Annotated in this window: 25 protein-coding genes and 1 riboswitch; of the genes, 6 read left to right on the forward strand and 19 right to left on the reverse strand. The window is 43.4% G+C overall.

The window, feature by feature from the left end:
- Nucleotides 1-226: 226 nt before the first annotated feature.
- The 10 genes from AB5I83_RS20830 to AB5I83_RS20875 form a co-directional block, all read right to left on the reverse strand.
- Nucleotides 227-1,468 (reverse strand): S8 family peptidase, encoded by a 1,242-nt coding sequence (locus AB5I83_RS20830; protein ID WP_448978227.1) that lies wholly within the window; start codon nucleotides 1,466-1,468, stop codon nucleotides 227-229.
- A gap of 260 nt (nucleotides 1,469-1,728) precedes the next feature.
- Entirely contained in the window at nucleotides 1,729-2,538 is an 810-nt protein-coding gene (gene zupT, locus AB5I83_RS20835) for a zinc transporter ZupT (protein ID WP_448978229.1), read from the reverse strand.
- Nucleotides 2,539-2,919: 381 nt separating this feature from the next.
- Nucleotides 2,920-3,801: a peptidylprolyl isomerase gene (locus tag AB5I83_RS20840; RefSeq protein WP_448978231.1), complete on the reverse strand. Its 882-nt coding sequence runs from the start codon at nucleotides 3,799-3,801 to the stop codon at nucleotides 2,920-2,922.
- Between the two features lie 9 nt (nucleotides 3,802-3,810).
- A complete protein-coding gene (locus AB5I83_RS20845) occupies nucleotides 3,811-5,013 on the reverse strand; it encodes a S1C family serine protease (RefSeq protein ID WP_448978232.1) in 1,203 nt (400 codons plus the stop codon).
- Nucleotides 5,014-5,194: 181 nt separating this feature from the next.
- Nucleotides 5,195-5,665, reverse strand: coding sequence for a 6,7-dimethyl-8-ribityllumazine synthase (ribH, locus tag AB5I83_RS20850; RefSeq protein ID WP_448978234.1), 471 nt, complete (start codon nucleotides 5,663-5,665; stop codon nucleotides 5,195-5,197).
- A 103-nt stretch (nucleotides 5,666-5,768) separates the two neighbouring features.
- Nucleotides 5,769-6,962 carry a bifunctional 3,4-dihydroxy-2-butanone-4-phosphate synthase/GTP cyclohydrolase II gene (locus AB5I83_RS20855; RefSeq protein WP_448978236.1) on the reverse strand — a complete coding sequence of 398 codons (1,194 nt, stop codon included), beginning with the start codon at nucleotides 6,960-6,962 and terminating at the stop codon, nucleotides 5,769-5,771.
- 11 nt (nucleotides 6,963-6,973) lie between these two features.
- Nucleotides 6,974-7,630 (reverse strand): riboflavin synthase, encoded by a 657-nt coding sequence (ribE, locus tag AB5I83_RS20860; protein WP_448978238.1) that lies wholly within the window; start codon nucleotides 7,628-7,630, stop codon nucleotides 6,974-6,976.
- A 12-nt stretch (nucleotides 7,631-7,642) separates the two neighbouring features.
- Nucleotides 7,643-8,725: a bifunctional diaminohydroxyphosphoribosylaminopyrimidine deaminase/5-amino-6-(5-phosphoribosylamino)uracil reductase RibD gene (ribD, locus tag AB5I83_RS20865; RefSeq protein WP_448978240.1), complete on the reverse strand. Its 1,083-nt coding sequence runs from the start codon at nucleotides 8,723-8,725 to the stop codon at nucleotides 7,643-7,645.
- Nucleotides 8,726-8,867: 142 nt separating this feature from the next.
- A riboswitch (FMN riboswitch) is annotated at nucleotides 8,868-9,012 on the reverse strand.
- A gap of 55 nt (nucleotides 9,013-9,067) precedes the next feature.
- Nucleotides 9,068-9,409: a metal-sensitive transcriptional regulator gene (locus AB5I83_RS20870; RefSeq protein WP_448978242.1), complete on the reverse strand. Its 342-nt coding sequence runs from the start codon at nucleotides 9,407-9,409 to the stop codon at nucleotides 9,068-9,070.
- A gap of 126 nt (nucleotides 9,410-9,535) precedes the next feature.
- Nucleotides 9,536-9,730 (reverse strand): hypothetical protein, encoded by a 195-nt coding sequence (locus AB5I83_RS20875; protein ID WP_226643678.1) that lies wholly within the window; start codon nucleotides 9,728-9,730, stop codon nucleotides 9,536-9,538.
- Nucleotides 9,731-9,832: 102 nt separating this feature from the next.
- Between AB5I83_RS20875 and dacB the strand changes: the two genes are divergently transcribed.
- Nucleotides 9,833-11,323, forward strand: coding sequence for a D-alanyl-D-alanine carboxypeptidase/D-alanyl-D-alanine endopeptidase (gene dacB, locus AB5I83_RS20880; protein ID WP_448978244.1), 1,491 nt, complete (start codon nucleotides 9,833-9,835; stop codon nucleotides 11,321-11,323).
- A gap of 399 nt (nucleotides 11,324-11,722) precedes the next feature.
- Here the strand turns inward: dacB and AB5I83_RS20885 are convergent, their stop codons facing one another.
- On the reverse strand, nucleotides 11,723-12,637 hold the full coding sequence (locus AB5I83_RS20885) for a nuclease-related domain-containing protein (protein WP_448978246.1): 915 nt from the start codon (nucleotides 12,635-12,637) through the stop codon (nucleotides 11,723-11,725).
- A 227-nt stretch (nucleotides 12,638-12,864) separates the two neighbouring features.
- Nucleotides 12,865-13,452, reverse strand: coding sequence for a cell wall hydrolase (locus tag AB5I83_RS20890; protein ID WP_448978311.1), 588 nt, complete (start codon nucleotides 13,450-13,452; stop codon nucleotides 12,865-12,867).
- A gap of 381 nt (nucleotides 13,453-13,833) precedes the next feature.
- On the opposite strand from AB5I83_RS20890, the gene katA reads away from it, so the two are divergent.
- From katA to AB5I83_RS20905, 3 genes are all read left to right on the forward strand, one after another.
- Nucleotides 13,834-15,294: a catalase KatA gene (katA, locus tag AB5I83_RS20895; RefSeq protein ID WP_448978313.1), complete on the forward strand. Its 1,461-nt coding sequence runs from the start codon at nucleotides 13,834-13,836 to the stop codon at nucleotides 15,292-15,294.
- A gap of 350 nt (nucleotides 15,295-15,644) precedes the next feature.
- Nucleotides 15,645-16,154, forward strand: coding sequence for an RNA polymerase sigma factor (locus AB5I83_RS20900; RefSeq protein WP_448978248.1), 510 nt, complete (start codon nucleotides 15,645-15,647; stop codon nucleotides 16,152-16,154).
- A gap of 11 nt (nucleotides 16,155-16,165) precedes the next feature.
- Entirely contained in the window at nucleotides 16,166-17,290 is a 1,125-nt protein-coding gene (locus AB5I83_RS20905; RefSeq protein WP_448978250.1) for a DUF4179 domain-containing protein, read from the forward strand.
- A 49-nt stretch (nucleotides 17,291-17,339) separates the two neighbouring features.
- Here AB5I83_RS20905 and AB5I83_RS20910 read toward each other — a convergent pair whose 3' ends face one another.
- The 4 genes from AB5I83_RS20910 to AB5I83_RS20925 form a co-directional block, all read right to left on the reverse strand.
- Nucleotides 17,340-17,975, reverse strand: a complete 636-nt coding sequence (locus AB5I83_RS20910) for an FMN-dependent NADH-azoreductase (RefSeq protein ID WP_448978252.1) — start codon at nucleotides 17,973-17,975, stop codon at nucleotides 17,340-17,342.
- A 120-nt stretch (nucleotides 17,976-18,095) separates the two neighbouring features.
- Complete coding sequence (locus tag AB5I83_RS20915; RefSeq protein WP_448978254.1) at nucleotides 18,096-18,692, reverse strand: NADPH-dependent FMN reductase; 597 nt, start codon at nucleotides 18,690-18,692, stop codon at nucleotides 18,096-18,098.
- 24 nt (nucleotides 18,693-18,716) lie between these two features.
- Nucleotides 18,717-19,574, reverse strand: a complete 858-nt coding sequence (locus tag AB5I83_RS20920; RefSeq protein WP_448978256.1) for a VOC family protein — start codon at nucleotides 19,572-19,574, stop codon at nucleotides 18,717-18,719.
- Nucleotides 19,575-19,588: 14 nt separating this feature from the next.
- Entirely contained in the window at nucleotides 19,589-19,996 is a 408-nt protein-coding gene (locus AB5I83_RS20925) for a DoxX family protein (protein ID WP_448978258.1), read from the reverse strand.
- A gap of 155 nt (nucleotides 19,997-20,151) precedes the next feature.
- Here AB5I83_RS20925 and AB5I83_RS20930 point away from each other — a divergent pair, with 155 nt between their 5' ends.
- Entirely contained in the window at nucleotides 20,152-20,460 is a 309-nt protein-coding gene (locus AB5I83_RS20930) for a winged helix-turn-helix transcriptional regulator (RefSeq protein WP_448978260.1), read from the forward strand.
- Between the two features lie 146 nt (nucleotides 20,461-20,606).
- On the opposite strand, the gene AB5I83_RS20935 is transcribed toward AB5I83_RS20930, so the two are convergent.
- On the reverse strand, nucleotides 20,607-21,809 hold the full coding sequence (locus AB5I83_RS20935) for an IS110 family transposase (protein WP_448978262.1): 1,203 nt from the start codon (nucleotides 21,807-21,809) through the stop codon (nucleotides 20,607-20,609).
- Between the two features lie 350 nt (nucleotides 21,810-22,159).
- On the reverse strand, nucleotides 22,160-22,600 hold the full coding sequence (locus AB5I83_RS20940) for a Dps family protein (RefSeq protein ID WP_448978315.1): 441 nt from the start codon (nucleotides 22,598-22,600) through the stop codon (nucleotides 22,160-22,162).
- A 208-nt stretch (nucleotides 22,601-22,808) separates the two neighbouring features.
- Between AB5I83_RS20940 and AB5I83_RS20945 the strand changes: the two genes are divergently transcribed.
- Complete coding sequence (locus tag AB5I83_RS20945) at nucleotides 22,809-23,021, forward strand: hypothetical protein (protein WP_023626738.1); 213 nt, start codon at nucleotides 22,809-22,811, stop codon at nucleotides 23,019-23,021.
- Between the two features lie 38 nt (nucleotides 23,022-23,059).
- Here AB5I83_RS20945 and AB5I83_RS20950 read toward each other — a convergent pair whose 3' ends face one another.
- Nucleotides 23,060-24,322, reverse strand: coding sequence for an exo-beta-N-acetylmuramidase NamZ family protein (locus tag AB5I83_RS20950; protein WP_448978264.1), 1,263 nt, complete (start codon nucleotides 24,320-24,322; stop codon nucleotides 23,060-23,062).
- Nucleotides 24,323-24,355 lie beyond the last annotated feature (33 nt).

The following is a 24,355-nucleotide window of genomic DNA, read 5'->3' on the forward strand; positions in this document are numbered from 1 at the left end:
TTATTGGCGAAAATCAAATTTTATTGGCGATTTCCACTTACTTATTGGCGAAAATCGAATTTTATTGGCGAACTGGAAATTCTGAGCGTTTTTTTCCAGTTGTCGCCACCCAGAATATAATGAAAAACCGTTCAATCGTCTATTGAACTGCACTTCCAACTATTAGATAGTGTCTAATAATGGGTGCACTTCAATCTAAACGATCAAGCGGCTTCTCAAACTATATTTACTTCACGCGTGGGAATCCGAAGCCTGATGCATAGTCATCGCCTGATGCTGCACCTGATCCGCCAAGGATATCGTTCGCTTTCGCGCGGTTTTGGAGTTCTGCACGAAGTTGTGTGTGACTCATGTTTGGATTTGCAGCCCAGATTTTCGCGGCAAGCCCTGATACGTGCGGAGTTGCCATTGATGTACCGCTGATGGTGTTATAAGAACCATCATACCAGGTGGATTCGATCGCTCTTCCAGGGGCGGATACTTCCACATCGAGCTCACCAATCGCATAATCACCGTCAGTCAGCGGGTTTCCGCGAGATGAGAAGTCTGCAACACGGTATGTACCGTTTTCCTGCACATCTTCTAAAGCGGCTACAGCTACTGCATTCGGAAGGGCACCCGGGTAACCAATTGTATTGGCATTCGGTCCGCTGTTACCTGCCGCGGCAACAATGAGGACACCTTTTCCATATGCATAATTGACAGCATCAGCAATCATTGTGCTCTTGCTGCTGGATCCGAGTGACATGGAAATGACCACTTTTGAACCTGTACGTACTGCTTCGTCTGCAGCATGCCTGATTGCTCCGGCGATATCATCCGAATAACCTGATCCTCTGTCATTCAGTACTTTATATGCCCAAAGGTCTGCATCCGGAGCCACTCCGTAAATGCCCAACCCTGTTCCGCCATGAGCAAGGACTGTTCCTGCAACATGAGTTCCATGGCCATTTTTATCCGAACATGAATTATTGACTAGAGGTGATTTCCTTTGTGTGAAATCCTTACACTGTTCATCGCTTCCTGCTAAATCAGCATGGTTCACATTGACGCCGGTATCGAGGACAGCTACCTTGACGCCAGCTCCGCCAGAAGTTGCTTGAAGATTGCTATCATTATAGATTGCTTCCATTCCCCATGGCGTTTGATCGGTTGGCGCTGCCTGGGCACCTGCACCCGGCTTCGCATTCACCTGCACCTGGGATACTGTTTCCACTTGGAGATTCTTATTTTTCAATAGTGCCTGGTATTGCTTCGCATTGACTTCTGTTGTAAAACCTTTCGCCCCGAAATCCCATCTCTTGCCGAACTGATCTTTTGCCTTAGCCTTTTCAGCTGCAGGACCCTGAACCAAAACCCGGTATGTATCCTGTGCCTCTGGTGCCTGGCCAAATGCCCCAGCCGTGAACATCGATAAGCCCATTGTCATGCTTAGTAGTGCTGCTCCTAACGCTTTCCTTTTTTTCATCCAACCACTCCTCTGCATTTTTATGGTGTTGCCGGTTTTACAGACTCTATTATATTTAAAATTTTCTGATAATGACAATAAGCTAATCTGTTCATTTTTAAGCCTTTTGAATCAGGTAAAATTGCACGTTTACATAAAAGTCACATGTATTTTTGACTATTTTTGAATTTTCCCAATATCGAAAGCACTAAAAAGAGTGACCGTTTTATTACAGGCCACTCTTCCGCGTTGGAAAATAATAGTATATTAAGCACTTGTTTTTAGATAAATAGAAGCAAACTAATCGCCATGACAGCCATACCGGCAACTAAACCATAAATAGCAAGATGGGATTCGTCATATTTTTTTGCGGCCGGCAATAATTCATCGAGTGAGATGAATACCATGATTCCGGCGACGGCTGCGAAAATGACGCCAAACATGATATCGTTCAGGAATGGCATTAAGAATAGGTATGCTGCAAGTGCGCCAATCGGTTCCGAAAGGCCTGACAGAAATGATAGTTTAAAAGCTTTCTTTCGATCGCCAGTCGCGAAATAAACTGGTACAGAAACAGCGATTCCTTCAGGAATATTGTGAATGGCGATCGCAATGGCTATGGCCACACCCAATGCAGGGTCCTGGATAGCAGAGGTGAAGGTAGCGATTCCTTCCGGGAAATTGTGAATCCCAATTGCCAGCGCCGTGAATGTGCCCATTTTCAAGAGGGCCGCATCATGAGAAGCATTCGAGGGTGTATTCATATCCTCGACTTTTTTCAGTTCATGTGGATTTCCCTGCTTTGGTATGAACTTATCAATTAACGCAATCAACACGATTCCAGCGAAGAATCCACCAACAGTTGCCCAGTTCCCTAACTGCAGCCCCATCGCAGAAACGAGGGAATCCTTCGCTTTGACGAAGATTTCGATCATTGACACATAGATCATCACACCAGCTGAAAATCCTAGCGCGATTGAAAGAAACTTTGTATTGGTCCGGGATGTGAAGAAGGCAAGAATACTGCCGATTCCTGTGGCAAGACCTGCGAATAAAGTCAAACCGAAAGCAAATAAAATCTCCTCTGTCATTTTTATTCTCCTTTGAATATGAATATTTGACCTGACCCGTAGTTGTTTTAGGAATGAAAAGAATAATTCTTAGTTTATGCAATAGCTTGAAAAAGTTTCATTTTTAGGTATAAGCCTCAATTGATGGACTTGCTCTAAAATGTTTCCTTTGGTCAACTTTTTGGGTGCAGTATTCCATTTGTAAAAATAATATATGCGTGTATATCAAAAAGTTTCCTTTGGTCAACATTTTATCGCAAAGGAAACTTGGCCTGCAACTAAATTGTTTAAGAATTTTTATAATTAAGCTTCTCATCAGCTGACCTATGATCTTCTAACCATGTCACTCGCAGGAATACTTGACGCAAAAACCCCTGCAAACCTTGCAGGGGCGTGAATTAACTATAGGTAACTCTTTATTTCATATTCTGCTTTTTTCTCCTCCATCCAGTTTGTATATTCTGCCTGGACTTTCTGGTCAAATAGCAATTCTTTGATTTCTTCCTTATGCTCCTCAAATTCTGCAGCCTTCTCAGCTTTTTTATCGACGAGCTTGATGATATGGTAGCCAAATTCTGTTTTCACCGGTTCACTGATCGCTCCGGCTTCTAACGCGAATGCTGTCTTTTCAAATTCCTCTGCCATTTCTCCCTTACCAAAGTAGCCGAGGTCCCCGCCATTAGCGGCATTGCTTGAGTCCGTCGAGTATTCTTTTGCCAATTCAGCAAAGTCCTTTCCGTTATCAAGCTCTTCCTTGACCTTCTTGGCGGTCGCCTCATCTTCCACTAAAATATGGCTCGCCTTCACCTGTTCTTTTTGGTCAAAAGACTCTTTATTTTCCTCGAAGTACGTCTTCATTTCCTCTTCGGTCACGTCAATCGAAGAACCGATCATTTTTTCCGCGAGCAGATAAATTTCGATGTCCTCCCTGATTTTGTCCATCGACACCTGGTTTTGCTCAAGTGCAGCAGCAAAGGCTTCTTCACCGCCGTAAGATTCCTGCAGTTTCGTAAGCTCTTCATCTATCTCATTTCCGGTTACCTTCACCTTTTCCTTCGTCGCTTCCATTTCAATCACTTTATTCGTGATCAGTGAATCAAGAATATCTGCGCCATACATCTCTGTTAATTTTGTGTTCAGTTCATCCTTTGTGATCTTTTCACCATTGATGCTTGCTGCCGTTTCTGTTTTCGTAAAAGCTGTCGCAAATACCAGCAGAAGCCCTAAAAAAATCACCGAAAATATCATTAAGAGTTTATTATTTTTCATAAAAGCAATCATCATTTCCCTCCATTATTCATTGCTTGAAGCAGACAAATCTACCTTCAAGGTTTGCTGCTTGCCGTCACGGTATATTTTCAGGTCAGCACTGTCTCCAGCTTGAAGCTCTGTATACATATATCTTCTCAGATCACTTGCCTGTTCCACTTTTTCATCATTAATGCCCACGATGATATCCTGCTCCTGAAGGCCAGCTTTAGCTGCCGCAGAATTTTGGTCTACATAAGTGACCATCGTACCGGAATCCACACTGTCAGGAAGGTTTTCTAGATACATATCAGGAATTTGAGCTAGATCCGCAAGACTTACACCTAGGTATGGACGTTCCACTTTCCCTTTTTCGATCAACTGGTTGACGATTGGCAAGGCTTCATTACTTGGAATCGCAAAGCCGAGACCTTCGACGCCATTTTGCGAGATTTTCAGGCTATTGATGCCAATCACTTTTCCATCCGTATTGATCAATGCTCCGCCACTATTTCCAGGATTGATTGCCGCATCCGTCTGGATGACGTTCATTTCCCATTCTCCGGCAGAAGTCGGTACTGAAATGGAGCGGTCTACCGCACTGACAATTCCCTGTGTCACCGTTCTCGATAAATCAAGGCCAAGCGGGTTTCCAATCGCAAGCACTTGGTCACCAGCCCTCAAGACAGATGAATCGCCAAACTCGATGATCTTCCCTGCTTTTGCTGCATCAATTTTAACAACCGCTAAATCAGTCAATGCGTCGGCACCGACAACCTCTGCTGCCACCTTTTCGCCATTGTATAAGCTGACTTCCACCTTTGATGCTCCCTCAATGACATGGTTGTTGGTTACAATGAAGGCGCTATTTCCTTCCTTCTTAAAAATGACCCCAGACCCAGATCCGCTTTCTACGCTGCCCTGACTTTGGGAAAAAGGATTGTTCTGGGATTGGATATTGGTGATGCCAACAATCGATTTTGAAGAAGTTTCAATAATGTCCGCTATCGACCCAGAACTCTTTGTGGAAGTCGGAGTCGTTACAATGTTTGTGTTGCTTTCCGCGGCTGACTCCGTTTTAGGCTGAAGCTGATTTCCTTGCTCCGCTTCTGTAAAATTCACCGCCGCCAGTGTAATCGCCGAACCGACCACCCCTGCCATGACAGTAGATAGGATACTTTTGAATCTATATGATTTTTTAACGGGCTCCTGCTCTTGATAACGGGAACTCTGCTCAAATTCATTCATTGATTTTTTCCTCCTCGCTTCTAACTTGTCTTCATCTTAACCAGAAATTATGAACAAATTATTAACAAACTGAGGCGAGGATTTTAAAAGATTGGGAAGTTTTTGTGTTATTTTCGCGGAAGTGCCGTAATTTTTCAGATAAAAAAACTGCAGGCGACTTTGCCTGCAGCTTCAAAAGTTATTACATTTCAATACTCTTCATCAAATTCGCCATTTCAATCGCCGACATTGCAGCGTCCCAGCCTTTGTTGCCGGCTTTAGTGCCGGCGCGTTCGATCGCCTGCTCGATTGTATCTGTAGTAAGTACTCCGAAGATGACCGGAACCCCTGAATTCATGGAAGCGGCTGATACACCTTTTGCTGTTTCGTTTGAAACGTAATCGAAATGTGGAGTGGATCCGCGGATGACTGTACCCAATGTGATGACCGCGTCATACTTATTGCTTTTCGCCATTTTTTGCGCGACCAATGGAATCTCGAATGCTCCCGGTACCCAGGCAACATCAACATTGCCATCCTCAACACCATGTCTTTTCAACGCGTCCTGTGCCCCGCCCAGAAGTTTACTTGTGATGAATTCATTGAAACGCCCAACTACGATTCCGACCTTCAGGCCTGTTCCGACTAAATTACCTTCAAATGTTCTGTTCATGTTTTATTCCTCCAATGAGATGGTTTAAGTTTGTTTATTTAGAATAATAAATTCATTAACTTTCATAAAAGGGGACATCTTATGGCTTAATGCACCATTCCACTTAAAAATTTAGTAAGTGCCCTAATTTGCTGTGTTTTGTTTTTAAATAATTTTCGTTTTCTTCCCTTGTTGGCATCTGGATTGGCACCCGGTCGACTACTTCCAGGTCATACCCCTTAAGCCCTTTGATTTTCCTTGGATTGTTGGTCAGCAACTTGATTTGCTTGATGCCAAGGTCTTTTAAAATTTGAGCGCCAATTCCGTATTCACGGAGGTCGGCTCCGAAGCCTAGCTTTTCATTGGCCTCAACGGTGTCGTAACCTTCTTCCTGTAGCTTATACGCGCGAAGCTTGTTCATCAGTCCGATGCCTCTGCCTTCCTGGCGCATGTACAGAAGGACACCTCGACCTTCTTTATTAATCTGGCTCAATGCTGCATGGAGCTGCGGGCCGCAATCACAGCGGAAGGAACCGAATACATCACCAGTCAAACATTCGGAGTGGACTCTGACAAGAACCGGCTCATCTGGATCGATTTCTCCTTTTACAAGTGCAATATGTTCTTTATCATCTACTACGTTTGAATAACCAACGGCCTTGAAAATACCGAATTCGGTAGGAAGATTGATTTCAATCTCTCTTTTAACCAATTGGTCTTTTCGATTTCGGTATTGGATAAGATCTTTTATCGTAATCATTTTCAAATCGAACTGGTCGGCAATCTTGCGGAGTTCAGGTACTCGAGCCATCGTGCCATCCTCATTCATGATTTCGCAGATGACCCCGGCAGGCTTGGCACCGCTTAGCTTTGCCAGATCGACTGCGGCCTCTGTATGGCCGGCTCTCCTTAATACTCCGCCCTTCTTGGCAACAAGCGGAAAAATATGTCCAGGTCTTTTAAAATCAGCAGCCTTTGATTCTGGATCCAGCATACTTAACACAGTTGCCGAGCGTTCAAATGCGGAAATCCCGGTAGTTGAATATTTATGGTCAATGCTCACGGTAAAAGCTGTGCCATGAGGATCCGTATTCCGGGAAACCATCGGCATTAAGTCCAGCTTCTGAGCTAATTCCTCTTCTATCGGTACACAAATCAATCCCCTGCCATGCGTCGCCATGAAATTGATGACATCAGGTGTCGCCTTTTCTGCCAAAGCGATGAAATCTCCTTCATTCTCACGGTCTTCATCGTCACAAACAATGACTACATTTCCCTGCATGAGTTCATATATAGCCTCTTCAATTGGATCAAACATTTACATCACCCTCACATAAACCCGTTATCTTCTAAGAACTGGGCTGTAATATTGTTGCCTCGTTTTGGTTCTGACGGATACTGGTTGCTCAAAAAGTGCCCCACATACTTGCCAATCATGTCACATTCGATGTTGACGATATCTCCTGTATCCTTGAATCCTAGTACCGTATCTTTTAATGTGAGCGGTATAAGCGATAGAGTCAAACTGTCTTCTGATACTCCGAAAACAGTCAGGCTCGTCCCGTCTACTGCGACAGAGCCTTTCATGATGACATATTTCAGCAATTCAGGGTCCACTTGAATTTCATAGTAAACCGCGTTCTCTATTTGCTTTTTCCCTTTGATGGTGCCAACTCCATCCACATGGCCGGCGACAAAGTGTCCGCCGAACCGGCCGCCCGCTGCCATCGCTCTTTCCAGGTTCACCTTTGAACCCCTTTTAACACTTTTTAAACTGGATGCTTTGACCGTTTCCGGCATGACATCGACGGTAAACCTGTTTTCGGTAAAGGAGGTGACAGTCAGGCAGACTCCGTTTACGGCTATACTGTCTCCAAGGTGGACATCTGTCAGCACTTTTTTCGCTTCAATTGTCAGGACAAAAGACTCGCCGCTATGCTGAATATTGGCGACGGTCCCGATTTCTTCTATAATCCCCGTAAACATATATTCCTCCTTCTACTCCGGCTCAGCGATAATCCGTATATCCTGGCCAATTTGTTTTACTTCTATGATTCTTAAAGGAATTGTATCCTCAAGCCTGGCAATACCTTCGCCTCCGTATGCAGCTGGAGCATTTTTCCCGCCCAGCAGTTTTGGAGCGATATAAGTGACTACTTGCTGGAAGGCCTTCTCTTTTAAAAAACTGCCATGAACCTCGGCCCCGCCTTCTACATAGACAGAAGTGATGCTCCTCTCTCCCAGTTTCTTCAACATATCCACTATTCCAAATTTCGTCGTTTCCAGCTTGATGATTTCAATGCCCCGTTCTGAAAATTGCCTTACTCTTTCAGGCTCGACGTCTGCCCCAGTCACAATGATGGTATCAGCAGCCTGGTCATTGACAATTCTAGATTCCAAAGGTGTTCTGAGGGTGCTATCCAAAATCACGCGGATGGGGTTTTTCCCTCCGGAATCAAGTCTTGTCGTCAGGCTGGGATTATCTTTAATGACGGTGTTGACACCCACCAGAATGGCATCATGTGCGTGGCGGAAATGATGGACATCCTTTCTTGCTTCTTCCCCGGTGATCCATTTACTCTCCCCTTTCACCGTGGCGATTTTACCGTCCAGGCTGGTGGCGGATTTCAATGTTACATAGGGTAGGCCAGTGCTTATGTAATGAAAAAACACTTTATTCAACGCTTTTGCTTCTTCCTCCATTAGGCCAACTTCAACCTCAATGCCAGCGTCCCGCATCTTCTTGATTCCTGCTCCACCGACAAGAGGATTCGGATCAAACGAAGCGACAAACACTTTCTTGATGCCCGACTCAATGACCAGGTTCGAGCATGGCGGTGTCTTTCCAAAATGACTGCACGGCTCGAGGGTAACGTATAAAGTGGCACCATCAGCCTTTCCGTCTGCCATTTTTATCGCATGAACCTCAGCGTGCGGCTCTCCCGCCTTCAAATGGGCACCCATCCCAATGATCTGTCCGTCTTTTACAAGAACGGCGCCAACTCGCGGGTTCGGGGAAGTTTGGCCCTCTGTCGCCCTCGCAAGATTGACGGCTAATGCCATATAGTCCTGATCGTTCACCTAGCTTCCTCCTTCCTTTTTAAAAATAATTCACGAAAATAAAAGGACCCCGAAACAAAATTGCTTCGGGGTCCTAAAAAAGGTTATGCCAAAATAGAGGGTTAAAAAAGGGCATACTGGTCCCATTCTCTTAATCCTCGTTTTTTTCCTTCTCCCATCCAGACTTTAACTGTCGGCCCTGGAGTTTCACCAGATCCACCGTTTAACAAATGTTAACCGGGTCACGGACTAAGAAGCATCGCTTCATCACCGCCGGTTGGGAATTTCACCCGACCCCGAAGGAATATATAAGTTAGTGTCATTATACAGAACATTATGTTTAATGAAAAACAAAACAGCTTTTTATTTTTTCATCAGCTTCTCAATCGTAGTCAATAGTTCATCCACTACTTCATTGTCGCCTTCCTGGATTCGTTCAACAATGCAGGATTTCATATGGCCTTCGAGGAGGAGTTTCGCCACGCTGTTCAAAGCTGCCTGCGTCGCGGAAATTTGCGTGATCACATCATCGCAGTATGTATCTCTCTCTATCAGGCCTTTGATGCCGCGAATTTGTCCTTCTATCCGATTCAATCTCGTCACGAGATTCTTTTTCGTTTTTTCAGAGTGATGGCTCTTTCTTTCTGACGAGCAACAGCTGTCGCCACATTCAGATCCGTTCACTTCGGGCTCTAATACGTCCATCTAAAAACCCCCTTTTATCTTATAAACTTATTTTATCATACCCCCTGATAGTACCTAACATAAAACCTATTTATTCTCGAAAAAACAAAAATACACCCCGCGGGCCAGGGTGTAGGAAGTGACATTTTAAATATTTTCTCTCCTTGATTGTGAAATCAATAGGAGCTCTCTCGAAATCCCTGCCGCAAACAGGCTTCCTGCAAGAAGCGCCAATGTTCCGTACAGAGGGTCGTTTACCTTCGAAAAAATCAGTTGGGCATAGAAGTAAAATCCTGCTCCGATGGCTAGAATGAGTAAGGTATTCCAAAAATATCGGTACATTTTTTTCCCTCCTGAACCTTATATTATTTAAAACATTATCATAGACTCTATTAATTGGTAATTGGGAAATTTCCTGTCGAATACAGTTGATAAATGAAAGGAATGAACAAGAAATTGAAACAAAAAACTACAATAATTACACTGTTCCCGCTTGTTCTCATCTTAGCCATCATTCCATTTTTTCATACAGAGGAACCACCTGCCAAAGCTGTCGAGCCTGCTGGGGAGCTCTCAGCAGAAATAAGGGAACTGTTAGAAGATGAGCCCATTCTTGATGGAGCGTTGGCGGGGATCAGCATCCGGTCTGCAAATGATGGAAAGCTCTTGTATGAGCATAATGCAGACACTCGAATGCAGCCTGCTTCCGTGCTGAAAATGTTCACGGCTGCTGCGGCGCTTTCCGTTTTAGGAGAAGATTATCGGTTTACAACAGAGGTTTTGTCCGATGGAACTCTTGATGGCGGAACGCTTGAGGGAAACCTTTATCTAAAAGGTATGGGTGACCCGACCATGCTCCCTGCCGACTTTGATGCAATGGCAAAAGAACTCAAGGATAGGGGAATCAAGGAGGTTACTGGTGATATAGTAGCTGATGACAGCTGGTTTGATGATATCCGTTATTCAGAAGATCTGACCTGGAATGACGAGCATCAATATTATGGCGCACAGGTTTCCGCCCTTACCGCTTCGCCCAACCAGGATTTTGATGCAGGAACTGTCATTGTCAATATTTTACCAGGCAAAAAAGGAAAAGAAGCGGTGATTTCGCTTGAACCCGAGACGGATTATGTCACAATCATAAATGAATCAGTGACAGTGAATCCGGAAGGAAAACAGGATATCCATATTGAACGTGAACATGGCACGAACATAATCAGGATAACAGGATCCATTCCTGCTGATTCAAACAAGTTGCGGGAATGGATCGCTGTCTGGGAGCCTTCCTTGTATGCAGGAAGTATTTTTAAAAAGTCACTAGAAGAACAAGGGATAAAAGTAGTTGGGAAAATTAGAACGGGGTATGCCACCGAAACCATGGCAAGGATGATTTCTCATAAATCGATGCCGCTTACGGAACTGCTGTTACCCTTTATGAAACTAAGCAATAACGGCCATGCGGAAGTGCTGGTTAAGGAAATGGGCAAGGTCGTTCATGGTGAAGGCAGCTGGGAAAAAGGGATTGAAGTTATGGACGCTGTCCTTAGCGATATGGGCATTGACACCAGCCGGCTTGTATTGCGGGACGGATCTGGAATCTCTCACGCAAACCTTATACCAGCGAATGAAGTTAGTAAACTGCTATATCTAGTACAAAAAGAGGAATGGTTTCCAGCATTCCATCGTGCCCTTCCAGTAGCCGGATCGAAAGACAGGATGGTGGGCGGAACGATGCGAAACAGGCTGAAAGAAGAGCAACTGAAAGATCGTGTGGCCGCTAAAACAGGCACACTGACAGGCGTAAGCACCCTGGCAGGCTACGTAAAAACAAGCAACGAGGAAACGCTTATTTTTTCCATTATGCTGAATAACCTGCTGGACGACCGAGAAAGCAGGAAGGTAGAGGATGATATTGTTAGGATACTTGCAAGATAACAATTAGAAAAATTACGGTAAGCTCACTGTTTGCATATGGAACGGAACCCAATTAGGTGCCGTACCCTTATGTTGCCGGTTTGGACTTCATGAGGATACGATTGGGCTTGTATCGTTCCCTTATGTTGCCGGTTTGGACTTCATAAGGGTACGATTGGGCTTGTATCGTTCCCTTATGTTGCCGGTTTGGACTTCATAAGGGTACGATTGGGCTTGTATCGTTCCCTTATGTTGCCGGTTTGGACTTCATAAGGGTACGATTAGGCTTGTATCGTTCCCTTATGTAACAGGATTGGACTTCATAAGGGTACGATTGGACTTGTACCGTACCCTTATGTTGCCGGTTTGGACTTCATAAGGGTACTATTGGTTGTATCGGGTCCTATTAGCGATACTCCTTTATTCACCTTTAGTTATATAGTGAGTGGCACGGCCAGAGCCGATCAATGTAAAGTTTTCTAGAAGAGTGTTTCTAATGGGCTTTTTCGTTTTGATAGAACTGCACCATTCATGGACCTTATTGACTGTTAACGCTTCTCCCGGAAAAAGCAACTGGAGCTCTCTAACACTTCTCAATACGGCTAATTGGATGTTTTCCCGTTTCCCGCAACTAGTGCATATTAATGTTTTTCTGGTAACGATAGTGTTCACAGTATGACAATGGGAACATGCTATCCCCTTCTTCAAACTTTCGTAACTATATTCAGGGAGCCTTTTATACGGTGAATCCACGGTGTGCAGGGAAAGCAGCCGCTCTGCTAGGTTATTGTGGGTATTCTTTATTGGGGCAGTTTGTTTTTGCAAGTTTTTCTGTAGTCTTGGAATCTGGTTCGGAAAGACAATTGGTAAATTACGTGGGGCTTGATAGAGGTAAAAGTTTGGGTTCACGAAGACTAAAGTTGATTCGATATTCATATTGAAGCCAAGGTCCCGTACCAACCTTCGAAGCAGAGATTCTGCTCTTTCCATCTGTTGCAGAGGATTCTTGATTTCTGTTCCACTATTGGTATACCACCGGTCACCTTCAATAAAATAATCACCTTCGAAATACTTCACTTCGAACAAATGAATGATTTTGGAGATGAATAGGGAATCGATTTGAAATTTCGTATTACCATATTCAAGGAGCAGGTCATTAATAACTAGGAAACCATTTGCAACCTCCTCCATCCAGCGATCAAAGATCACTTCTCCTTCAAATCCTTTTTCAAGGTATACATAGTTACTGTATTCTTTCGTAGACAGGTTCATTCGAGCATTCAGCATTCGCAGAATTTGCAGTTCCAGAGATTCAACACGCGATTTTACTATCAAAAAACATTCCTCCATTCAATATGTATTGCAATTAAATAGTATGTTTTTTTCGAATACTTAACAAGCTTTTTATTTACCCTTGTTGGTATATCAGAATACAAAACATCCCCAATTGAGAAAAAGCCGTGCAGATTGAGAATCCGCACGGCTTTTCAGGTTCATTTTCAAATGATAAACTATCAATTTTTGATGATACTTTGCTAATCTATGATGATCGATAGTGAAAGTTACTTCGCAAATCTATGGTTTCCTATTGTCACAGTAACTTCCCTTGAGAATACCCACTTGCTCACTGCAGTCTTAGGATTAAAGAAGAATAATGAACCTTTTCCCTGGCCTCTGAAAGCGAGGGCTTCTTTAACGGCCTTCTTGGACTCTGCATCTGCGGGCTTATTAATTGCGCCATTTTTTACAGGAGTGAAAGCATAGTAGCCGTTTGACTTCTGATAAACTACTCCCTTTACTGTGTTTGGGAATTCCGAACTTGCTACTCTATTCAAGACAACAGTTGCTACTGCTACTTTCCCTGCATATGGCTCACCTTTTGCTTCAGCGTGGACCAGTCTTGCAAGCAAGTCCTGATCTGCCGCAGACACGGCTGCAGCCGGGATGGTCAACTTTTGTCCTGGATATAGTAGATTGCTAGTTCTATTATTCACTTTCTTCAATTCTGTCAATGACACACCATATTTGCTGGCGATCCCCCACATTGTATCTCCTGTTTTCACCTGGTAAGTTGCCGCTTCCGCAGCTGCGCCCATTGAAAATAACGATAGGGATACCATTGCTGTTAGCGCTGCCAATGTTTTTTTCATTTTTCTCATTTTCCATACCTCCCAGTAATGCTGTCTCTTTTTCTACTAATAAGGCTAGCAGTTGTAACATAGTTATTCATGGCCCAATAAGTACCATTATGGAGAAAAGCCAATAATCCGGTGAAACCGCTTGATTTCTTTTAAACGTGGAAATTTATTCCGAGTTCGCCACTCTTCCTTCAATAACCAAACATGTAAGTAAACGGTTCAAATTTTACATCGTGTTACAAGTTTGTAACCAAGGCTTTTTTTGGATTCATTAGTAGTTTGGTAACTTATACTGATTCCTTAATTAAAATTATTATAATTAAGTATTGATTTTCAAATAAAAAGTGTTATCATTTAGCTATAAACAAATTTTAAAACAAAGGCGGGATCATGATGAGCAATAATCAAAATAAGCAACTTACTACAAGCTGGGGAGCGCCGGTTGGGGACAACCAGAACTCGATGACTGCAGGACACAGAGGTCCTACTTTACTGCAAGATGTACACTTGCTGGAGAAATTGGCGCACTTTAATCGTGAGCGTGTGCCTGAGCGTGTTGTGCATGCAAAAGGTGCGGGAGCACACGGCTATTTTGAAGTGACAAATGACCTGACTCAATATACAAAGGCTGCATTCCTATCCGAGGTTGGCAAGAAGACGCCCATGTTCATCCGATTCTCAACGGTTGCCGGTGAACTTGGTTCAGCCGACACTGTTCGTGACCCACGCGGCTTCGCAGTGAAGTTTTATACAGAGGAAGGAAACTATGATATCGTCGGGAACAATACTCCGGTATTCTTTATCCGCGACGCAATCAAGTTCCCTGATTTCATCCATACACAAAAAAGGAACCCTCAGACTCATCTAAAGGATCCAAATGCTGTTTGGGATTTCTGGTCCCTTTCACCAGAATCATTGCACCAGGTATCGATTCTGATGTCTGATCGCGGTATCCCTGCTACCTTACGCCATATGCACGGTTTCGGCAGCCATACATTCAAATGGATAAATGCGGAAGGTGATGGCGTATGGATCAAGTACCACTTCAAGACAGAGCAAGGCGTGAAAAACCTTTCACCGGATGTGGCCGCCAAGATTGCAGGAGAAAATCCTGACTACCACACAGAAGATTTATTCAATGCAATTGAAGCCGGAGACTTCCCTGCATGGAAGCTGTATGTCCAGATCATGCCGTTGGAAGATGCAAATACGTATCGTTTTGATCCATTCGATGTCACGAAGATCTGGTCACAAAAAGACTATCCATTGATCGAGGTTGGCCGGATGCTACTAAACCGCAACCCTGAAAATTACTTCGCTGAAGTTGAGCAGGCAACGTTCTCTCCTGGAACGCTGGTACCTGGTATCGATGTATCACCAGACAAAATGCTTCAGGGAAGACTGTTTGCTTATGCTGATGCCCACCGTTACCGTGTAGGCGCGAATCATCAGCATCTTCCGATCAACAGAGCTAAATCTGAAGTGAACTCCTACCAGCGTGACGGCCAGATGCGCTTTGACGGCAATGGCGGTAAAGCAGTAAATTACGAGCCTAATAGTTTCGGAGGACCGACTGAAGTGAATGAGCACAAGCAAGCTTCCTTCCCTGTCAGCGGAGTAGCTGAAAATGTCGGATATGACCATAACGACCATTACACTCAGGCTGGTGACCTTTACCGCCTGATGAGCGAGGAAGAACGCGAACGCCTTGTCGCTAATATTGTCGCTGCGATGAAGCCAGTCGAAAGAGACGATATCAAACTTCGCCAGATCGGCCACTTCTACAAAGCAGATCCTGAATACGGAACACGTATTGCCCAAGGATTGGGCCTGCACGTTCCACAGGAAGTATAACATTACGAGAAACGGATGGCCCGATATGGAGCATCCGTTTTTTCTTATATAAGTTGATGATCGTTAGAAGGGATTCTATAGGACAAAATCAGGACGATTCCCTGTAAAATTGGCCGTTAGAAGGGCTCTATCGGACAAACTCAGGACGATCACCTAAAGAAGTGTCCGTTAGACCGCCTCTATTAGACATTTTCAAGATGATTTTTTTCGAAAAGTGTCCATTAGGCTTGCTCTATTAATTAACCCATAAGAAGAATGCCTTTTGACGGGCATTCTTTTTACTGGAAAAATTTAATCTTCACCAATAAATGATACCGGCGAATCGTTTACTATATAGAAGGAGGTGCAAGATGAGCCAAACAAATTTGCATCAGCATAACAAACCAGTGGATAGTAATCTGGCATTCAAGCAGGTTTACGATTTACATAAAAAAAATGTCTTCGCCATGGCGTTATCTATATTAAGAGATTCGTCCCTTGCAGAAGATGTATTACAAGAAACCTTCATTAAACTTTATCAGCATCAGAAACATCAAGATCTCCCTAATGTAAAGGCTTGGCTGCTTAGTGTTTCGAGGAATATGGCTCTGGATCTCTACCGCAAGAAGAAGCGTGAGATCACGGGGTTTGATGAACTATACTTCGAGCATGGGCACCATAAAAGTACAGATCCTCTCGACAGAATGATTTTGACGAAATACCTTGAATTGCTAGACAGCGAGGAAAGACAGATTGTTGTGTTAAAAGACATTTCAGGTATGAAGCACAGGGAAATTGCCAAAATCCTTGAAATGCCGCTGGGGACAGTATTATGGAAATACCAAATGGCCTTGAAAAAACTCAGGAAAAACATTCAATAGGAGGCATTCTAATGGATCAAGAGAAAATGCTTAAGCACTTGGATCGAGGCATTGAAAAGCAAGTGCCGGATGTATGGGATGAACTGAATAGCAAACTGCATAATATAGAGGCACAAAAAGTAGTCGTCATGCCCCTCAGCAAGACTCCTTCTAAAAAAGGAGTTGCTTATACAAGGTTAGCCATCGTTGCTGCGGTCTGTATAATGGCGGCTTCCGCTCTAACTTTCACTCCTGCACTTGCCGCAATTCAAGAGATGTATGATAAGTTATTTTCCAGTGAACATATAGATGATAAAGGAGTCAGGATGGCCGTCCATTCAGGACAGGGGCAGGTACTTGACCAGAGCTTTTATGACGAAAAAAATGATATAACTGTCCACTTCCAAAGTGTGATGACTGATGACAAGGAGACCAAGCTACTCTTCACTTTCCAAAGTGAAAAAACAGATTTGGAGCATTACTATGTTGATATTTTTGAAGGAAAAAGCACTATCAGCCTGACCGCTAATGGCCAAAAGGTAATATTGGATAATGTCGGCTGGGGCAGCAGGTATTATGATCAAAAAGAAAATAAGGTTGTCGAAGCTTTGTCATTTGAGTCTATTAAGAACTTCGAGGGCCAGGATATCCGGTTAGAAATCGAAAACTTAACCATCTATACTGATACAAAAGTAGATAGTATAGCAACAATTTGGCCGCTTGAATTCACTCTTGACAAAACTGCCGTTTCCAACCGCGAAACTGTTGTTCTAAATAAGGAATTCACTTATGAAAATGAAGTCTATGTGATTAAGCAAGTAGAGTTTTCAGAGCTTGAGACAAGAATTGTCTTTTCTACGCCACCACCTGACACACAACCCGGACTAGGTAAGGATGGTCTCCAAGCCAGAGTAATGAGCAAATTAGAACATAAATATCTCAACGCAAGAAAATTTGATAAAGAATTCGGCTATCGTGTGGATTATAAAAAGTCCGGTGTTTTCTTGAGCTCTGCTGGTGAAAAAGCCGACCCAATCTTCAGCAAAGGCGAAGTCGAAGGCGAAAAAAACGAATATATCATGACCTTCGCGCCAGTCAAGGATCGTGAAAATTGTGTCCTTGAAGTGGGGGAAAACCTTACCATTACATTGAAATAGCATAAAGGCAGGCCGGTGTGAAAACCCGGCCTGCCTTCGTTTGTGCTTATTAGAATGTGTGCGCCAAATCCTTAGCACGCGCGATTCCGTTTTCTTTGATTTCCTGTGCTTTTTCTGGGTTCGCATTGTGGCCTTCTAGGTATAGGCACTCCATTGATGGTACACCGAAGAAGTTCATGATTGTTTCGATGTAGCGATTTCCCATTTCCATGTTCGCTGCAGGTCCTTCTGAGTAGTAACCGCCGCGTGCCTGGATATGAAGGGCTTTTTTGTCTGTCATCAAGCCGACAGGTCCTTCTTGTGTATATCTGAATGTTTTGCCTGCTACGGCAACTGCGTCCAGATATGCCTTCATGACTGGCGGGAATGAGAAGTTCCATAGCGGTGTCACAAAAACAAATTTGTCTGCTGCTGTGAATTGGTCAACCAGTTCAGCAAGACGGCCTACTTTAGATTGTTCGTCTGCTGATAGCTCAGAGAACTCAGTTCCTTTTTGCAGCTTGCCCCAGCCGCCTAATACGTCGGCGTCAATGTAAGGAATGTTTTCCTTAAACAAATCCAGATGAACGATTTCGTCATTCTGGTTCTGCTCTTTGTACGTATCGATAAACGCTTTTCCTGCTGCAAGACTGAAAGATTGCTCTTCCGTCAGCGGGTGTGCTGTGATGTATAAAACTTTAGCCATGATGTTATTCCACCTTTTCTTTCTTGTTTGTAAAAGCATTCATACAAAAATATATCTCGGAGTAAAAAATGCTTACTTCGAGATATTAAGCCGTTTTTCATCAAAGGTCAAAAGAAATGCTTATCTTAATGTTTTCAGTGCACCGCTCCATGCCTCGACCTCATCCAGCATCGCATTGACATTCTCAAGGTGCAGGGCTTGTGGCTTGAACTCTGTACCGTTCTCAAAGTCTGCAAATAAGGATAATGTTGGATGTGTGCGGACGTCGGCAATCTTCAATTCTCCGCAGATTCCTCTTAAATGCTCAGCAGCCCTGGCTCCGCCTGTTGATCCATAACTCACGATCCCAGCACCTTTGTCATTCCATGCTTCGCGTGCAAAATCAAGCGCATTTTTCAAGGCTCCTGTAATACTGTGATTGTACTCCTGGACAATGAATACGAAACCATCAAGGCTTGCAAGCTTTTCATTCCAGGCAGCAATCCCTGGCTCGGAACCATCAGTCGTACCCAGGAATGGCAATTCAAAATCAGCAATATCCACGATTTCATAATTTACATTTCCTCGTTTGTCAGCGATCCCTTTCACCCATTCACCAACCTGAGGGCTAACACGTCCCTGTCTTGTGCTGCCCAAAATAATTCCTATGTTCAATTTTTCAGTTGCCATCTTTGTTTCCTCCTTCTTCCTTCCAAAAAGTTTGTTTAATAAACTCATGATTTTCACCTTCACCTTTTCTTTTTACTTAGCAGTTTCCAGCCTAATGCGGTTCCCAGAAGGATCCTCCGTAATGAAAATGCCTTTTTCTTCTTCAACAGCTGCCCCGATTTCTTTCAGGCGGGCTACTGTGTTTTTCAAGTTCGCTTCGTCGGGCAATACCATGGTATAAGATTCAAGACCCACACTATTAGCAGCCGGTTTAGGAGCCCCCACGCCGTTCCATGTATTCAGTCCGATGTGGTGATGGTATTTTCCTGAAGAAATGAAGAGAGCCTGTGGGCCGTATCGGCTGACCACTTCAAAACCAAGTCCCTTTTTGTAAAACTCTTCTGTTTTCGCTAGTTCTGCGACGTGTAAATGGATATGTCCCATCACAGTTCCTTCAGGAAGAAAATGCCAGGCTTCATCCGTGCCCTCTGCAAGAAGGTTTTTTGCATCCAGAGCCTCAGTGGCCATCACTACTTGCCCACTATTCCAATCCCATTTCGATGCTGGTCTGTCTGTATAGATTTCGATTCCATTTCCATCCGGATCTGCTAAATACAAAGCTTCACTTACAAGATGGTCCGATGCTCCCTGCAATGGATAACCTGTCTGCAAAAGATACTTCAGGATATTTGCCAGGTCAGTCCGTTCAGGCAGCAAAAGGGCGTAATGGTATAATCCTGTAGTTCTTCCTTTCTTTGGGATTACATCAGATGGCTGCTCAATGCTTAATAGCACCGTTTTACCATCAGCCGTTAACTTAGCGGATTTGTCCGTTTTTTCATATACCTTAAAGCCGATTACTTCTTGGTAAAAGGCTAGGGAACGCTCCAAACTTTGGACCTTTAAATTCACTTGGCTTACGAAAGTAACGGGTGGTTGATGAAAACTCATATATTCTTCCTCCTTTAAGCATTCTTTGATTGAAAAATAACATTATCCAGGGCAAAAAGCGATTTGTTTGTAATGGCCAGAAAGACGGACATTGCCAGAAGGGCCAGATCAAGTTCAAAGCCCGCCATTTGACCATTTCCCAAAAACCCTCCGGCAAGCTTCACCTTTACTACTGCTACTGCCAAAATAATCGCGAATAAAATGGAAACAACCCTTGTTCCTACACCCAGTAGCATCGCCAATCCACCAACAAGTTCTATCAAGGCAACAATGTATGCCGTGAATCCAGGGAAACCAAGGCTTTCAAAAAAGCCGACAGTATTTTCAATTCCGCCCTGGAACTTTGCAGCTCCATGGATCAAGAAGGTTGCTCCTAGTACTAACCTTAAAATAGTTGCTGCTGCTTCATGCTTTTTTATCATATTCATTACACTCCTTGAAAACTTAACTGCAGTAAGTTGGTTACTTTATGTAAGTAACTATATAACTGTAATTTAATTTCGTCAAGTAAGTTTTATATAAAAAGTAATTTATTTTTCAGTTGTAAAGTTTATAATAGTAGTAAGGAGTGATTGATATGGATAAGTCGATTTGTCCCAGATTTGAAAAAGCCATGACAATCCTAAGCCAGCGTTGGACTGGAATGATCATATATCAGCTGCTGTCTGGACCTCAGCGTTTTTGTACGATTGAATCCTCTATAGGAGTTAGTGGAAGAGTGCTTTCAGAGCGATTAAAAGATTTGGAAAGCGAAGGGATTGTAAGACGTGAAGTCCATCCTGAAACGCCGGTTCGAATTGAATATTCTTTGACGGAAAAAGGCAAGGCACTGGAACCTCTTATGAAGGAAATTGAAAAGTGGTCACAAAGCTGGCTCGAGGCATAAATAATAGATTCATTTAAACCAGCTAATAGGAGTCAAGAACTTCTTATTAAAATATTTGTTCTACCGTGTTATACTTTTGAGGGCACGCCAAACAACCCTCCAAATACAGTTTGGAAGGTTTTGCATTAGCTGTTTTTTCTTGTTGATTAAGCCATATCTAGGAACTGCTCATTCTTTTTTAGGATTGCATAAATCCAGTGTAAAAGCTTGTTTACACAGGCTATCATTGCTACTCTTGAAGGCTTTCCTTCATTTCGTTTCCGATCATAATACTCTTTTAACCTCTTGTTCCTGGAGCTTCTTATACCGCATAAAACAGCCATATACAAAGCGTGCCGTAATCGGCTTGAACCTCGTTTAGTAATATGATTTATAGTAGCTGTGAACTTACCTGATGAATGGACACTTGGATCTATTCCCGCGTAAGCCACAAGTTTTTTAGGGTGATTAAACCTGTCAATTTCTCCGATTTCGGAAATGATCGTTGCCGCGATTTTTCCCCCTATTCCGGGAATTGATTGGATTATCTTACATTCTTCAATTTCTTCTGCCAAGACATCTATCTCCGCCTCTATACTGGATAGGTGTTCTTGGTACTGAAGAAGCATAGAGATATACATATCCAGACTGAACAACTGACTTTGATACACACCTTGTTGGAAAGGATTACGCTCAGCCGAAGCTATTAATTTAGCTGCCCTCTCCCTGGCCCAACCCTCAGACCGTTTTATACGCATTCCTACAATTCGCTCCAGTATCTTTGCTTCACCAGTCCTCAGAACATCTTCAGATGTAGGAAACTCCTTTAAAATCTGAAGAGAGACTTTTGAAAATAGATCTCCAAAGACTCCCCTATATTCCGGAAATACCTGGTCAAGAATTGTGTAGAATTGAAGTTTTGCCTGAATGTAAAGGTTCGTAACTGCTTCGTATTGCCTTGATAGTGTTCTTAGATTTAGTAGCCTTAGTCCTCGTTTCTTATAAGGCTCAAATTCTTCCTTATAATACAAAACACAAAGTTGATATGCATCAACGGCATCCGTCTTTACCTTTCTAAGACTGGTTTTCTTGGCCTGATGAGAAATGATGGGGTTTACCAAGATATATAGATATTGGCTCTCCTCCAGACATTGAATAATTGGTGTATGGTAATGCCCTGTAGATTCAAGAATTACTGCTGGTCTAACGCCAGTCTTTCTTTCTATCTCTTTCAAAAAAGAAATGAAAGTGTCTAACTCCTCTTTGATATGTTTTATCCTGAAGCTCTTTCCAAATGGCTTGTCTTTATCTAGAAATGCCTGAGCTTCACTTTCCCCTTTGGCCACATCCAGGCCAACTACTGGATTCAATGATTATCTCTCCCTTAGATTTACTCGCCAGTAACCCCTATACCTTCCTGTAGTTCCATAGCTTCGCTTGTTATACGAGATCATAGTCCCAACCAGCCTCAAACATCATTCTACAAGTAGGGGGCGAACAGTTTATGTTACGAGATCTGACTCCCACGCACCCGTACGTTCTACCCTGGCTACTGAAATGATAGGTCCTATAAAAAAAAGAGCCAACCAGTAAAAACTGGTTAACCCTATAATACGAAAGCACCCGTTAATGGGTGCTTTTTGCATTTTTTCAAGTCAGTAAATCTGAAAAGAACGCAAAAAAGACGTATGCATTTTTACATACGTCTTTTTTTGCTCTGTTATCTTCCCAGGAAAGAGTTCAGCATCCACACATGCTTCTCCAAGCCAGAGTGAATGGACAACAGCAGGTCGCTTGTTGTTTCATCATTAACTTCCTCCGCCAATTCCATTCCCTTTTTCAGTTCTTGAATCATCTTGGAATAGTCTTCGACTATGCTTGCGACCATGTCTGTTGAGGTTTCGCTTCCCGTTGCTTCTTTTACAGAAGCGAGCTCTAATGCACCGGACATGGTGGCAACTGGTTTGTCGCCCATGGCCAGCAATCTTTCTGCAAGTTCATCGATATGTAAGGCAGCTTCGTTGTACAGCTCTTCAAATTTAGCATGCAGGGTGAAAAATTCCGGCCCTGTCACATACCAGTGGTAGTTGTGGAGCTTGATGTAGAGTACAGTCCAGTTAGCGATTTGCTTGTTTACTGCCTGTGTCAATTCGTTTTTCATCATGAATCCCTCCTATTCGTTGATACGGATTCATTATAGTCCAAGTTTATCCAGCAATGGGTTCATTGGCGGGATTGTTCACAGTAATGTCAACTTTGTAGACAAGTCATGTGCATTTTGCCGGGTCAAAAACCAAAATTCTCCATAAACTATACATAATAAAGCAATTATTTCTCCAAACTATGCATAGAACTGGAGGTGATTGGGAGTGGGATTATTTAATGCGCTCAACCAATGGAGAAATGCAAGATATGAAAATCATCTGTCGAATATGAAGGACCAGAATAAATGCCCTGACTGCCATGGAAGAGGCTATTATGCTTTTTCAGCTAATGAGTTTGTATATTATGCGGCACCGTACGAATGTCCTGGCTGCAGCGGCAGTGGATTATATACAGATTGGAGCAACAGTACAACGTAAAATGGCCGCTGCTTGTGCAGAGGCCATTTTTTTATCATTTAATAGAGAAGGTATTTTTCCCTCACCTGCTTGAACTCCTTCAATTCATCCTGCCACATTGCCTGGATTTCTTCCACGGATGTTCCCGCTTCAATCTCTTCCCTGATCCAGCCGTTTCCTGTCAGAAGATCGAAGAAGGAAATTCCCCTGCTGTCTTCAGCGCGGAATTGGAAGTCTTCAGGGTACATATCATGAATTGTTTTTACAATATGAAGCCCTGTTACAATCGGTTCAAACGAATCATAGTCGGTAATATGAATCTGGACTCCATGGGACAGTTTGCCAGCATGCTTTGAGAATGTCGGAGTGAACGACGCCGCCCTGAACTTTACTCCTGGGAGATTCAAAGAGTTCAATTTTGCGGACAAGTCATCTGAATTGATGAACGGTGCCCCAATCAGCTCAAATGGTTTTGTCGTGCCTCTGCCTTCCGATACATTCGTTCCTTCAATTAACGCGGCTCCAGGATATACGAATGCTGTATCCAGTGTAGGCATGTTTGGTGAAGGCATGACAAACTCCAAAGGCGTTTCATCATAATTCATGGTGCGGTTCCAGCGGTCCATCTCTACGACAGTCAGGTCTGCTCCAATATTGAATTCTTCATTGAATAGCATGGCCAGCTCCCCAACAGTCATGCCGTGGCGCAGCGGGATTTCATAGTTTCCTACAAAGGATTTGTATTCCGATTCAAGAACAGGTCCTTCAACCTTAACACCGTCAAGCGGGTTCGGACGGTCAAGCACGATGAATGGAATATCGTTTTCCTTTGCCGCTTCCATCGCATAGGCCATTGTGTAGATGTACGTATAGAATCTTGTTCCTACATCCTGGATATCAAATAGCAGGACGTCCACATTTTCGAGCATATCTGGTGTAGGTTTTTTCGTTTTCCCGTAAAGGCTGTATACAGGAAGCTGAGTTTTTTCATCGATGTAGTACTCGACATATGCTCCAGCCTGGGCGCTTCCGCGAACTCCATGCTCAGGGCCGTAGAGTGCCGTCAGCTCGACATCAGGATCATTGAAAAGCAGGTCGACGACACTGTTCAGATTTTGATTTACTCCAGTAGGATTCGTGATCAGTCCGACTCGCTTTCCTTCGATCAAGTACCTGTGGTCTTCTAGCAGTGCTTCTGCACCAACCTTGAATTTCTTCAGATCCTGGCTCTTGCCCTGCCCGCTATCATGGTTTGCCAATGCAATGGTCAAGGAAGATAGAATCAAAACGGTCGTCAATACTGCCGCCAGCCATTTTTTCAATATGATCACTCCTGTTTTACTAGATTTTAAGAC

Source organism: Mesobacillus sp. LC4, from assembly GCF_053543455.1.

What these genes read in the sequence shown, in the direction of transcription:
- AB5I83_RS20830 (WP_448978227.1), bottom strand. Translation starts at nt 1,468, where the DNA reads ATGAAAAAAAGGAAAGCGTTAGGAGCAGCACTACTAAGCATGACAATG.
- AB5I83_RS20920 (WP_448978256.1), bottom strand. Translation starts at nt 19,574, where the DNA reads ATGAGTTTTCATCAACCACCCGTTACTTTCGTAAGCCAAGTGAATTTA.
- dacB (WP_448978244.1), top strand. Translation starts at nt 9,833, where the DNA reads ATGAACAAGAAATTGAAACAAAAAACTACAATAATTACACTGTTCCCG.
- AB5I83_RS20870 (WP_448978242.1), bottom strand. Translation starts at nt 9,409, where the DNA reads ATGGACGTATTAGAGCCCGAAGTGAACGGATCTGAATGTGGCGACAGC.
- ribE (WP_448978238.1), bottom strand. Translation starts at nt 7,630, where the DNA reads ATGTTTACGGGGATTATAGAAGAAATCGGGACCGTCGCCAATATTCAG.
- katA (WP_448978313.1), top strand. Translation starts at nt 13,834, where the DNA reads ATGAGCAATAATCAAAATAAGCAACTTACTACAAGCTGGGGAGCGCCG.
- AB5I83_RS20910 (WP_448978252.1), bottom strand. Translation starts at nt 17,975, where the DNA reads ATGGCTAAAGTTTTATACATCACAGCACACCCGCTGACGGAAGAGCAA.
- AB5I83_RS20930 (WP_448978260.1), top strand. Translation starts at nt 20,152, where the DNA reads ATGGATAAGTCGATTTGTCCCAGATTTGAAAAAGCCATGACAATCCTA.
- AB5I83_RS20940 (WP_448978315.1), bottom strand. Translation starts at nt 22,600, where the DNA reads ATGAAAAACGAATTGACACAGGCAGTAAACAAGCAAATCGCTAACTGG.
- AB5I83_RS20845 (WP_448978232.1), bottom strand. Translation starts at nt 5,013, where the DNA reads ATGAATGAATTTGAGCAGAGTTCCCGTTATCAAGAGCAGGAGCCCGTT.
- AB5I83_RS20890 (WP_448978311.1), bottom strand. Translation starts at nt 13,452, where the DNA reads ATGAAAAAAACATTGGCAGCGCTAACAGCAATGGTATCCCTATCGTTA.
- zupT (WP_448978229.1), bottom strand. Translation starts at nt 2,538, where the DNA reads ATGACAGAGGAGATTTTATTTGCTTTCGGTTTGACTTTATTCGCAGGT.
- AB5I83_RS20855 (WP_448978236.1), bottom strand. Translation starts at nt 6,962, where the DNA reads ATGTTTGATCCAATTGAAGAGGCTATATATGAACTCATGCAGGGAAAT.
- AB5I83_RS20925 (WP_448978258.1), bottom strand. Translation starts at nt 19,996, where the DNA reads ATGATAAAAAAGCATGAAGCAGCAGCAACTATTTTAAGGTTAGTACTA.
- AB5I83_RS20840 (WP_448978231.1), bottom strand. Translation starts at nt 3,801, where the DNA reads ATGATGATTGCTTTTATGAAAAATAATAAACTCTTAATGATATTTTCG.
- AB5I83_RS20905 (WP_448978250.1), top strand. Translation starts at nt 16,166, where the DNA reads ATGGATCAAGAGAAAATGCTTAAGCACTTGGATCGAGGCATTGAAAAG.
- AB5I83_RS20915 (WP_448978254.1), bottom strand. Translation starts at nt 18,692, where the DNA reads ATGAGTTTATTAAACAAACTTTTTGGAAGGAAGAAGGAGGAAACAAAG.
- AB5I83_RS20875 (WP_226643678.1), bottom strand. Translation starts at nt 9,730, where the DNA reads ATGTACCGATATTTTTGGAATACCTTACTCATTCTAGCCATCGGAGCA.
- ribH (WP_448978234.1), bottom strand. Translation starts at nt 5,665, where the DNA reads ATGAACAGAACATTTGAAGGTAATTTAGTCGGAACAGGCCTGAAGGTC.
- AB5I83_RS20900 (WP_448978248.1), top strand. Translation starts at nt 15,645, where the DNA reads ATGAGCCAAACAAATTTGCATCAGCATAACAAACCAGTGGATAGTAAT.